Annotated in this window: 7 protein-coding genes and 2 riboswitches; all 7 genes read left to right on the forward strand. The window is 27.7% G+C overall.

What is annotated here, in order from left to right; all coding sequences use genetic code 11:
• Positions 1-2 precede the first annotated feature (2 nt).
• The 7 genes from AC07E4_RS13565 to AC07E4_RS13595 all read left to right on the forward strand — a co-directional run bounded on the left by AC07E4_RS13565 (position 3) and on the right by AC07E4_RS13595 (position 12,493).
• Complete coding sequence (locus AC07E4_RS13565) at positions 3-926, forward strand: prepilin-type N-terminal cleavage/methylation domain-containing protein (protein ID WP_478216676.1); 924 nt, start codon at positions 3-5, stop codon at positions 924-926.
• Entirely contained in the window at positions 926-2,569 is a 1,644-nt protein-coding gene (locus AC07E4_RS13570) for a hypothetical protein (protein WP_478216677.1), read from the forward strand. Before AC07E4_RS13565 ends, AC07E4_RS13570 begins: the two co-directional genes overlap by 1 nt.
• 118 nt (positions 2,570-2,687) lie before the next feature.
• On the forward strand, positions 2,688-4,670 hold the full coding sequence (locus tag AC07E4_RS13575) for a methyl-accepting chemotaxis protein (RefSeq protein WP_478216678.1): 1,983 nt from the start codon (positions 2,688-2,690) through the stop codon (positions 4,668-4,670).
• A gap of 80 nt (positions 4,671-4,750) precedes the next feature.
• A riboswitch (purine riboswitch) is annotated at positions 4,751-4,853 on the forward strand.
• A gap of 291 nt (positions 4,854-5,144) precedes the next feature.
• Positions 5,145-6,599, forward strand: a complete 1,455-nt coding sequence (gene guaB, locus AC07E4_RS13580; RefSeq protein WP_040329833.1) for an IMP dehydrogenase — start codon at positions 5,145-5,147, stop codon at positions 6,597-6,599.
• Between the two features lie 221 nt (positions 6,600-6,820).
• Complete coding sequence (gene guaA / locus AC07E4_RS13585) at positions 6,821-8,350, forward strand: glutamine-hydrolyzing GMP synthase (protein WP_040329832.1); 1,530 nt, start codon at positions 6,821-6,823, stop codon at positions 8,348-8,350.
• Between the two features lie 500 nt (positions 8,351-8,850).
• The gene (locus tag AC07E4_RS13590; protein ID WP_478216679.1) at positions 8,851-10,911 is read left to right on the forward strand and encodes a methyl-accepting chemotaxis protein; all 2,061 of its coding nucleotides are present in this window, start codon (positions 8,851-8,853) and stop codon (positions 10,909-10,911) included.
• 270 nt (positions 10,912-11,181) lie between these two features.
• Positions 11,182-11,358, forward strand: a riboswitch (cobalamin riboswitch).
• Between the two features lie 88 nt (positions 11,359-11,446).
• Positions 11,447-12,493 (forward strand): ABC transporter substrate-binding protein, encoded by a 1,047-nt coding sequence (locus tag AC07E4_RS13595; RefSeq protein ID WP_040329830.1) that lies wholly within the window; start codon positions 11,447-11,449, stop codon positions 12,491-12,493.
• The last annotated feature ends 9 nt before the right edge of the window (positions 12,494-12,502 follow it).

Genomic DNA, 12,502 nt, shown 5'->3' on the forward strand with positions numbered 1-12,502 from the left:
TTATGAAAAAGAAAGGAATGACATTAGTAGAAGTTATTATAAGTATGTCATTGTTAGCCATATGCATTTTAATGTTTTCTCTAATATTAAGATCTAATATGAAATTATTTAATATTATTGGAGGAAAATATGAAGTTAATAATAGTGCTAAATTAGCATCAAATAATATTTTAAGTACCTTAAAATACTGTGATGAAATAATAACAAGGAATGATATATTAAATAATGATGAATATAAAAATTTAGATTTCACTAAAAATACACCGAACTCTAATATGGTCTTTTACTTAGAAACAAGTTATTTAAGTGAAGTTGAAAAAAATAATGAAGAGAAGCAATTAAGATTTGTGTATGTTTTGAAAGATGATGAAAAATATAAAAATGTAAGAAATCTTTATAGATATCAACTTAAATCATTTGATAATAAAATTTTTGTATTAAATTCAAAAGCAAGAGTTATTAATGAATATGAGTTTTCTAATTACTTTAAATTAGGGGTAGATGGAAACATACAATATAAAAATAATCAAGCTATGGTCAATGACAATAAAGTTGTTGAAGTTTTAGGTGAGCTTGATAAAAAAGGAATAAATTCCATAAATCCAATTTTTAAACCTGTTATATTCAAGCCTCACATGAGTGAGGAAACAATGGTTATATATAAAGTTAATAATGGCAAAGAAGGCAGAGAAAGTTTTGAAATAGCAAAAGTAAAGGAACAATCATTAGAAATGTACAGCCAATATAATAAGCTTGAAGAAAGTTCTGTAGAAGAAATACTAATAGCTAATAATATAAAAAATGTAGAGATTAATATTAATAGTGGAGAAGCAAAAGTAGTGGTTACTGCAGGATGCAGAGAAAAAGATAAAGAAGTACAATTACTAAACAAAGTATCTATAGATAGATTTAGGAGGGATGAATAATGCGAAAAAGAAATGGTTCTGCATTAATAACCTCGTTAATAACAGTTATGATTATAGTAGTATTGGCATCATCACTTTTATCTCTAAGTTTTTCAAGTTATAAAAACACAAAGCATATTGAGGAAAATAGAAGTTTAAAGCTTATAGCACAATCAGGAATTGAAAAGTCATATGTTGCTATGAAAAACTATATAGTTGATAAACCAGAAATATTATTAAATCCTAAGAGTTTTAATCCTTCAGCAATTGGGAAAAATGGAGTTTTAACTTTTGATGAAGAAGATGGAAATATAACAAATATAGTGAAACTAGAAAGTTCACATGATAAGGTTATAACTGATTTAGAAACTGGTAAAAAATATTATTATATAAAAGTTGAATCTATTGCTAAAAACAATGAAACAGAAGAAGAAACAAAAATCATTCAATATATAGATAGGGTGGAACTTTATAATCCTTATTTTTCAAGAATGTTTAATAGTGCATTTACAGCAATATCACCATTGAATGAAAATAAAAGTTGCATAAGAAAAGACACTGGTACAAGTATAAAAAAATTTGATAAAACTTTAAATTTATATAAACAAAATAATACACAGTTATCAGGTAATATATATATTCAAGATAGTGAAATAAAATTTAAACCTGAGTACAAAAAGAATGTAAATAATGGTCTAGACTCAAAAATAAAATTTTCAGATGTAGATTTATATTTAAAAGGAAAACAATTAGATATAGATGATAGTTATGAAGTTAGTGATTTAATTAATGGAATTGCATATGAAGATAATGTCAAAACAGAAGAAAATAGACTAGGCTTTACTCAAATAAATTTAAAAGAACTTTATAATCTAAAATTTGAAGAGGTATTAAAAAAAGGATATAGAGATTATGAGGGACCAAAAGTTTTAGGTAGCAGTGATATACAAGTTTTTGATACTGATTATGAATATGTGCCATATGTACCATTTAAAATTACAGATAAAAAAGATGATAATGCAAAGAAAAAAGAGTATTTAGATATAAAAAATCCATATGTACCTAAGGATTTTGTTAAAGTTGAAAAGGATGGTAAAAACTTATTAATAAAATATAGAGCTAAGACTGAGGGGAATCAAACTATTGATTTTAATAAGCTCATAAATGGTGGAGACGCAAAGGAACCGTATAAAAAATTTGCAGGAATAATTGATGACAATCCTAAGAATAACGATGGAATATATGAACATGCAGTAGAGGAACTTAAATCAATGGGATATAAAAAGAACTATATGGAAGCATATGGACAAATATATAAAATAATATTAATTGATGGAGATTTAATAATACCATCTAACAAAATAGAAAGCTTTATAAATTATGTTGTATATTGCACAGGAACAGTTACATTTGAGGGGGAAAGTTCCTTTTATAATTCATCAGTATTTGCTAAAGATATAATATTTAAAGGTGATGAAAAAACTTCATTTCAATTTAATGGAGTAAACAGTAGTGAATCTACAAAGCATATAGTTAACAATTTAAAATATAATGTTCAAGAATTTACACCAGAATTTAAAGGTATGATTCATAAGTTTTTAATACAGAGTTTAGAAGGATATGCAGAGGCACTTGAATTTAATGTTATAAAAACAGAAGAGTAGCTTTATGAGGATATGGAGTAAATATAAGTGTATAAAAAGAGGGAAACTGCTAATTTTAGTTTCCTTCTATTTTATGTTATATGAACAATTTAGAGTTTTATAAAGAGAGGGTAATGGTATGGGGAAAAAGACAATAAAAAAGCAAATGGTAAAGGGGATACTAGGAACTTTTATCATTATAATAATAGCTGTTATTGTAATGGTTAATTTAACTGCTAATAGAATATTAGGTGACAATACTAAAAATAACTTAGAGGCTATAACAAATCAAATAGGAGAAACCATAGAGGAAAAAAACAAATCAAATGTAAATATAATTAAGTTACTAAGTGAACTAAGTTTAATAAAGAATGATCAGGTAAAAGTAGAAGAAAAGTTAAATGGATTAGAAAAATTTAAAGAGGAGTATGGTATAGAATCCATATCAATAGTTGATAAAAATGGAATAATACATTCTAAAGATAAATTAGATGGGAAAAATGTAAAAAGTGATGACTTCTTTAAAGATACTATGGAGGGAAACTTAAATATATCATCCACAGCATACTCTGATGAATTGGGAAAATACATAGTAAATTATAGTAATCCCATTAAAAATGATAAAGGTATTGTAGGGGCTTTAGTAATATCTCAAAATGCAGAAAGTATGTCAGAAGATCTTGCTAAAATAAAATATGTTAAAGATGGCAGTGTTAATATTATAAATAGAGATGGAGATATAATTTTAAGTAGTAATTTTGAAGTTGTAAAAAATGAACATAAGCAATTAACAGAAAAAATGAAGAAACTTGTATCATTGAAAAAAGAAGATGAAAATAGCAAAAGTGGTGGCGGAGAATATGAAATAGATGGTGAAAAATTATGCTTTGGATATTCTACTATAGATGGAACTGATGGGTGGACTATTTGTGTAAATAAAGGTTATGGTCAAATATTAAGAGGTTTAATTAATATGAGAAAAGTTCTATTAGTTATAACTTTAATTGCTATTATTTTAGGAACTAGTACAAGCCTTTATATTGCAAGACAATTTAATAATTATGTAAAGAGAGTAAAAGAAGAACTTGAAAGCATGGCAAGTAATGATTTTACTTTAAAAGAAAGAAAGTTTAAGAAAAGAGATGTAGTAGAAATAGAAGAAATATCTGCTGCTATAGATAACAGTAAAAAATCTGTTAGTAATATAATAAATACAATATCAGAAAGTTCTAATGTTATAAATAGACAAGCCAAGGGACTAAGTGAAGTATCCAATCAAATGTTAGAGGGTTCAGAAAATATAGCTTTATCTGTTCAAGAAGCAGCTAGAGGAAATGATTCTCAAAGTAGTGAACTAATAAGAGTTAATGAGACAATGAAAATATTTGAAGACAATATAATATCTATGAACAACGATGTAAATGTAATAGTATCAGGAAGTGAAGAAATAGAAATTCAAGTTGAAGAAAGCAATAAGGATATGATAGACTTAATGAATTCTATGCAAGACTTTAGCAGTAAATTTGATGAATTTAATACAGTTATAAATGAGGTAAATAGTAGAGTAAACTCAGTAATTGACATAACTACAGTTATAAATGAAATTGCAGAACAAACAAATTTATTAGCTTTAAATGCTGCAATTGAAGCAGCAAGAGCAGGGGACGCAGGTAGAGGATTTAGTGTTGTTGCCGAGGAAATAAGAAAACTTGCAGAACAAAGCAAAGAATCTGCAGTAGAGATAAAAAAAGTTATAGATGATGTACTTGGAGAAAGCAAAATTATGTATGATAGCACACAAGATATGAATAAAGATATGAATTCACAAAAAGAAAATGTAGATAAAGCTATAATATCATTTAAAAATATAGATAAGTTTATAGATGATATTATACCTAGAATGAAGAATATAAGTAATGTTTCTATAGATATAAGGAAGAAAAGTGAAGAAATTGGAAGTGATATAGAAAGTTCTACGGCAGTATCAGAAGAGATATCAGCATCAACAGAGGAACTAAATAGTTCATGTGAAGAAGTTTCAGAAGCTGTTAAAATTTTGTTTGACCTGACTGAAAATTTGAAAGGTGAAATATCAAGGTTTGAAGTGGAAAAAATAAACTAATTAAAAAAAGTTTGAATTAGTTGTTGACAAACTATGAATTTTTAAATAGAATAATTGGTAATAGTTAAAGAAACACAAATAAAAAAACATAATAATTAACTCATATATACCTTGAATATGGCAAGGAGTATCTACCAGAAACCAATATGAAAATTTCTGACTATGAGTAAAATATGCTTTTAAATTGCAAAATATAAAGCTAATTTTACTTATATCCATATATAGTAAAATTAGCTATTTTTTCATATTTAAGTACTTTTTAGTAAAACTACAAAGTACATACATAAAATCAATACAATAAAATGTTGAAAAGCACATAAATAAAATAATTTAAAATTATTTTAACTTTAAAAAGAAATGAACAATTTGAAAGTTATTAATTTATAAATGATTTTATAAAGTTATTCATTTCAATTAAGTGTCGGTAATATATAAAGGGTTATTAAAAGTATTTAAAAAGGAGTGGAAGTATAAATGGCAATAATATTAAAACAAGCATACACATTTGATGATGTGTTATTAGTTCCAAATAAATCAGAGGTTTTACCAAAGGACGTTAGTTTGGCAACAAACCTTACAAAAACAATAAAATTAAACATTCCACTTATGAGTGCTGGAATGGATACTGTTACAGAAGCAAAAATGGCAATTGCAATGTCTAGAGAAGGCGGTATAGGTATTATACACAAAAATATGTCTATAGAAGAGCAAGCCTTAGAAGTAGAAACAGTAAAAAGACAAGAAAATGGAGTTATAACAAATCCATTCTTTTTATATCCAGAAAACACTTTAGAAGAAGCAGACAAAGTAATGGCAAGATATAGAATATCAGGAGTTCCAATAGTTAAAGAAGATAAAACATTAGTTGGTATAATAACAAATAGAGACATGCTATTTGAAAAAGATTTTTCAAGAAAAATAGAAGAAGTTATGACAAAAGAAAATTTAATAACTGCTAAAGAAAATACTACATTAGAAGAAGCAAAACAAATATTAAAAGATCATAAAATAGAAAAATTACCACTAGTTGATGATAACTTTAAACTAAAGGGATTAATAACTATAAAAGATATAGAGAAAGTTAGAATATTTCCAAATGCAGCTAAAGATGAAAAAGGAAGACTTTTATGCGGAGCAGCTGTTGGTGTAACAAAAGACATGATGGTAAGAGTAGATGCATTAGTTAAAGCTGAAGTTGATGTTATAACAATAGATACTGCTCATGGACATTCTAAAGGTGTTATAGATGCAGTTAAGGAAGTAAAGACTAAATATCCAAACCTTCAAGTAATTGCTGGTAATGTAGCTACAGCAGAAGCAACAAAAGAACTTATAGAAGCTGGAGCTGATTGTATAAAGGTTGGAATAGGACCAGGATCTATCTGTACAACTAGAGTTGTTGCAGGTGTTGGAGTTCCACAATTAACAGCAGTTATGGATTGTGCAGAAGCAGCTAATGAATATGGTGTTCCGGTTATTGCAGATGGTGGACTTAAATATTCAGGAGATATAGTTAAGGCACTAGCAGCTGGAGCTAAAGTTTGTATGATGGGTTCAATGTTTGCAGGTTGTGAAGAAGCTCCTGGAGATACTGAAATATATCAAGGAAGAAAATACAAAGTTTATAGAGGTATGGGATCTCTTGCAGCAATGGCAGCAGGAAGTAAAGATAGATACTTCCAAGAAGATAGTAAGAAATTAGTTCCAGAAGGTGTAGAAGGAAGATTACCATTCAAAGGAGCAGTTGTAGATACAATATTCCAATTAGTTGGAGGTATACGTTCAGGAATGGGTTATTTAGGATCAGCAACATTAACTCAATTATTTGAAACTGCTAGATTTGTAGTTCAAACTTCAAATGGATTAAAAGAAAGTCATCCACATGATATTTCAATTACCAAAGAAGCGCCAAATTATAGTGTGAATTAATAAATAAATTAGCAAATATGTTTATGGTTAGAATAAAAATTTTATCCCACATAAAGTCGTACATTCTAACCATAAATTTATAAATAAAGTAAATATCGAATTATTAAACTTTTAAAAAAGTTTATATTTGTATATAATATATATGGAATATGCTACATTAAATATTGCTAAGATATTTAATAAAGAGAATTCCCAATGGAATTAATGAAGGGAGTAATGTAATGAATAGAGAATTAGTATTAGTTGTAGATTTTGGTGGACAATATAATCAACTTATAGCTAGAAGAGTAAGAGAAAATAAAGTTTATTGTGAAATAATACCTTACAGTACTTCGGCAGAAGAGATAAAGGCTAAAAATCCAAAAGGAATAATATTCACTGGTGGACCAAATAGCGTTTATGGAGAAGGTGCCCCAAGAATAGATGAAAAAATATTTGAACTTAACATACCTATACTAGGAATATGCTACGGAGCACAGCTTATGGCACATACACTAGGAGGAAATGTTAAAACAGCAGATATTAGAGAGTATGGAAAAACAGATGTAAATCTTGAGACAAATAATGAATTATTTGTTGGAATAGAAGAAAAACAATGTTGGATGAGTCACACTGACTTTATAGAGAGAGCACCAGAAAGCTTTAAGGTAATAGGACATACATCACAATGTCCAGTAGCTGCAATGTGTAACGAAGAGAAAAATCTTTATGCAGTTCAGTTCCACCCAGAAGTAGAGCATACTCTATTTGGTGCAAAAATGTTAACAAACTTCCTTTATAATGTTTGTAACGTAAAGGGTGATTGGTCAATGTCATCTTTTGCAGAGCAAAAAATAAAAGAAATAAAAGAAAAAGTTGGAGATAAAAAAGTATTATGTGCATTATCAGGTGGTGTTGATTCATCTGTAGCAGCAGTACTTGTACATAAAGCAGTAGGCAAACAACTTACTTGTGTTTTTGTAGATCATGGTCTTTTAAGAAAAGATGAAGGTGATCAAGTTGAAGAAATCTTTAGAAAAGGTTTTGATATGAACTTAATAAGAGTTAATGCTCAAGACAGATTCTTAGGAAAACTTAAAGGTGTAAGTGACCCTGAAAGAAAGAGAAAAATAATTGGAGAAGAGTTTATAAGAGTATTTGAAGAAGAATCAAATAAACTTGGAGAAATAGATTTCTTAGTTCAAGGAACTATATATGCTGACGTTGTAGAAAGTGGAACAAACACATCAGCAACAATAAAAAGTCACCACAATGTTGGAGGACTACCAGAAGATGTTAAATTCGAACTTATAGAACCACTAAGAGAATTATTTAAAGATGAAGTTAGAGCTGTTGGAGAAGAGTTAGGAATTCCACATCATTTAGTGTGGAGACAACCATTCCCAGGACCAGGACTTGCAATAAGAGTTTTAGGTGAAGTAACAGAAGATAAATTACACATAGTAAGAGAAGCAGATGCAATATTTAGAGAAGAAGTTGCACTAAATGGATTGGAAGGTAAGATATGGCAATATTTTGCTTGTTTACCTAACATACAATCTGTAGGTGTTATGGGAGATGAAAGAACATACTGTCATACAATTGCTTTAAGAGCAGTAACATCATCAGATGGAATGACATCAGATTGGGCTAGAGTACCATATGATGTATTAGATAAGGTTTCAAGAAGAATTGTTAATGAAGTTAAAGGAGTAAACAGAATTGTTTATGATATAACTTCTAAACCACCATCAACTATAGAGTGGGAATAAAATAGTCATATCAAATTAGTGTATTAACTATTTTATGATATAAGAGAATAATTTAAAAATTAAATGGATAGTAATATTTGAAAGAGTCCTTATGATATGTTTAAATGATTAAATGTATTATAAGGGCTTTTATTTAGTTGAAATGTAGTTAAAAAAATATTCATATTACTTAATTATATTAAAAGAGATTATGTTTATAAGATTACTAATCAAATTTATGAATATTTTCAAGCAAACATGTAAATAATATAAAAGAAATAAGTTGAAAAATAAAAGAACTAACTCCTATTATTAAATATTTATAAAACTAATCCCTTAAGAAGCCTCGTGTATAAATACACGAGGTTTTTTAAAGTTAAAATATAAATTTTAACAATATTAAAAAAATACTAATAAAACTGGAATAATATTAATATTTTTAAAATACAGGTAAAAAATATTAAATAATTTGTAAAAAAATCGATAATTAAATTAATAAATAATAAGAAGTGAGGACGCTTATGGAAAAGATAAAGGTGAAATTAAAAAAGTGTAAATTATCTAGTGATGGGAAAGCAATAACTAAACAATCAATATCTAAAAAATTAGTAACTATATTTACATCAATAATAATGGTTATAAGTATAAGTATGGCATGGATTGCTATATCAATCTCTGATAAGTCACATATAAATATGGCTAATCAAGATTATGAAAAATTATTAGTTGGTGCTAGTAGTGTTGTTAGAGAAAAAATAAATAATAAACTTAATGTTTTACAAAATTTATCACTTGATGATGATTTAAAGGACAAAAATACAAGTAAACAACATAAAGTTGAGATATTAGAAAAGTATGCTGAAAAAAATAATTTCATAAGATTGGGAATTACAGATACTAATGGAGATTTGTTATTTTTAGACAGTAAGGTTGATATATCAAAAAGAGAATATTTTAAAGATGTATTAAACGGGGAAGCAAGTGCTAGTGATCCAATGAAAAGTGTGAATAAATCAGATAATGGAGCAATGGTAATAGTATATGCTAGTCCAATAATGGAAGGTAATCAAGTTGTTGGAGCAATTGTTGGAGTTGCAGCTGCAAATGAGTATAGTGACATTGTAACACAAACTAATGTTGGAAAATCAGGAAGTATAACTATTTTTGATAAAAATGGAATTATTGTAGCTAATAAAGATGGTGAAGGTGTAGGAGAACCTGGAATTGTTAAAGGTTCAGCAGAAGAAGGTATGAAACTTGATGTAGAGATAGGTGAGAAAATCCTTGCTGGTGAACATGGATATGGAACATATAAAAATAGTAATAATAAGCAAATGTTTACTGTGTATGGTCCTATGGAAGGAACAACTTGGTATGTATCGTTGCAAATAGAAAAAGATGAAATTTTACATGGAATAAAGGTTATGAGAAATGCTATGGGAATAATAGCTATAATTTTCTTAATAACAGGAGTACTAATTGTATATAATCAAACAAAAAAAATGAGTGCTGTACTAAATAAAACAGTTTTACATTTAGATAATATAGCTGATGGAGATATGACTTTAAATTTTGATGAAAAAATATTAAAAAGACAAGATGAATTTGGCGATATGACAAGAGCTATGGAAAAAATGCAGAAGTCTATTAGTGGAATGATAGAAAATATAAATGGAAATACACTTAAAATAGAGAATCATGCATCAAATTTAGCACAGTTATCTAATGAGATGACAACATCATCTAATACTGTTGCAAATGCAATTCAAGATGTAGCTAAGGGAACAGATAATCAGTCAAATGATATAAATAACATAGTAGATGTACTTACTGAGTTCAATGAAAAAATAGAAGAAGTTATGACATCAACTAATGAAATTGGCGATGAAAGTAGAAAAATACATACTTTATCTAATGAAAGTAATGAAGAGATGGAAAGTGTATCAATTTCAGTTAAGAATGTAACTGTATCCTTTGAAGAATTAGTTGAAAAAGTGAACAATGTAGAAGGCAATGTTAATAAAATAAATGAAATTACAGTAATTATAAATGGAATAGCAGAGCAGACCAATTTATTAGCATTAAATGCAGCAATAGAAGCAGCAAGAGTTGGTGAAGCTGGAAAAGGATTTGCTGTAGTTGCTGATGAAATAAGAAAACTAGCAGAACAAAGTAAAATTTCAGCAGCAGATATAAATACATTACTTACTACGGTATTCAATGAAACAACTGCTATGGTTGGAATGACAGAAGTGGTTCAAGATGAAATAAAATCACAAGAAGAAATAATAAATAAAGCAATAGTATCTTTTGATAAAATAAATAATGCTGTAGAAGAAATGAAGCCTAAAATAGAAAAGAATATGGAAATAGGACAAGCAATCTTAGAAGATAAAGATGATATTATGGTTAAAATTCAAAATGCATCAGCTGTTTCAGAAGAAGTTTCAGCATCAGCTGAAGAAATTTCAGCTATAAGTGAAGAAATGGATGCATCTACTTCGGAAGTAGCTGAACATTCAAAAGTATTAGCAGAAATGACAAAAGAAATGAAAGCAGAAGTAGAAAGATTTAAGATTTAAACATTATATTTTGATTAACATTTCAGTTAGCAAAAGAGTGATTCCGAATTGGAATCACTCTTTTATATTATTTAAAATATAATATAAGTTATGGACAAGGATATAAGTTAAATTAAAAAAATTATGAGAATTCATTTATTAAATTATAGTTTACTTAATTTGGAAAATGCAAAATTAGAAAGCTAAACTGATTGAAGGATTTAAATATAGAATATTATGTAGAAATATGAAGTAATATATTATATAATTAACGATGAATGAAAAATAATTGAATATGGATAGACTTGGTTTTGAAAAATTAAAAAGGAAGTTGAATGAGATTTTCACACAGGACCGCTACTGTAATTAGGGAATACTAATTTAATTAATCCACTGAAGTGAATTTGGGAAGGAAAATTAGTATAATGATCTATAAGTCAGGAGACTTGCCAAGATTCTATAATGATACTCTTCGGTACAGAGAGATATATCATTCCTTAGAGTGTCCTTATATCCGTTAAAATTATAGTATTTTTTTATATAACGGGAGGATAAAATGAATAGATTTAATCAAAAAAAATTAACAAAACTTATGGCATTAGTATTAAGTGCTACTATCACTTTAGGATTAGTAGGATGTGGTACTAACAATTCTAAAGACACATCAAATGCATCAAATACAAAAGTATCAGCTGAAAAAGAAGCTGATAAAAAATCAAATTATCCAGTAACTATTAAAAATTATAAATATAGCAAAGAGCCAGTAGAAATGACTTTTGAAAAAGCACCAGAAAAAGTTGTTGCAGTATATCAAAATTCTATTGAAACTTTATTAGCATTAGGCTTAGAAGATAAAATAGTAGCAGCAGCAGGACTTGATCATCCTGTAAAACCAGAATATGAAGAGGCTTTCAAAAAAATTAATTATTTAGAAGAATTTACTCCATCAAAAGAAAATATTGTTATGCAAAAACCTGATTTTATATTAGGATGGTATTCATTATTTGATGAAAAGAGATTAGGAGAAGTAGATTACTGGCAACAGAATGGAACGAATACATATATGTCCTTAAATAGTGGAGTTTTAGAAAAAAGCACTATGCAAAATGAAATTGATGATATATTAAATATTGGAAAAATATTTAATGTAGAAGACAGAGCTCAAAAATTAGTTGATGAAATAACTAATAAGGTAGAAGAAGTATCAAAATCAGTTAAAGATAAAGAAAAAGTTAAAACAATGGTAATTGAATTTGGAAAAGATAATATACGTGTTTATGGGGAAAATACGTTAGCTGGAGATATGATTAATAAATTAGGTGCAGAACTTGTAAAAACAGAAGGTAAATCTATTGGAGCTGAAGACTTAATTTCTGCAAATCCAGATTGTATATTTGTAAGCTACATGGATAGAGGAGATGAAAATGTTCCAAAAGAAGCAGTAAATAAAATATTAGAAAATCCTGCATATGCAAGTTTAAGTGCAGTTAAAAATAAGAGAATTTATGCAATACCATTAGGTGATATGTATTCTAGTGGAATTAGAACTATAGATGGAATAAATGCTTTTGCTAAAGGATTATATCCTGACTTAGCAAAATAGGAGAAGTAA

The sequence above is a fragment of the Clostridium amazonense genome (assembly GCF_056431285.1).

Excerpts from the sequence above, each read along its gene's own strand:
- AC07E4_RS13590 (WP_478216679.1), top strand. The coding sequence starts at position 8,851 with ATGGAAAAGATAAAGGTGAAATTAAAAAAGTGTAAATTATCTAGTGAT.
- AC07E4_RS13570 (WP_478216677.1), top strand. The coding sequence starts at position 926 with ATGCGAAAAAGAAATGGTTCTGCATTAATAACCTCGTTAATAACAGTT.
- guaA (WP_040329832.1), top strand. The coding sequence starts at position 6,821 with ATGAATAGAGAATTAGTATTAGTTGTAGATTTTGGTGGACAATATAAT.
- AC07E4_RS13595 (WP_040329830.1), top strand. The coding sequence starts at position 11,447 with ATGAATAGATTTAATCAAAAAAAATTAACAAAACTTATGGCATTAGTA.
- AC07E4_RS13575 (WP_478216678.1), top strand. The coding sequence starts at position 2,688 with ATGGGGAAAAAGACAATAAAAAAGCAAATGGTAAAGGGGATACTAGGA.
- guaB (WP_040329833.1), top strand. The coding sequence starts at position 5,145 with ATGGCAATAATATTAAAACAAGCATACACATTTGATGATGTGTTATTA.
- AC07E4_RS13565 (WP_478216676.1), top strand. The coding sequence starts at position 3 with ATGAAAAAGAAAGGAATGACATTAGTAGAAGTTATTATAAGTATGTCA.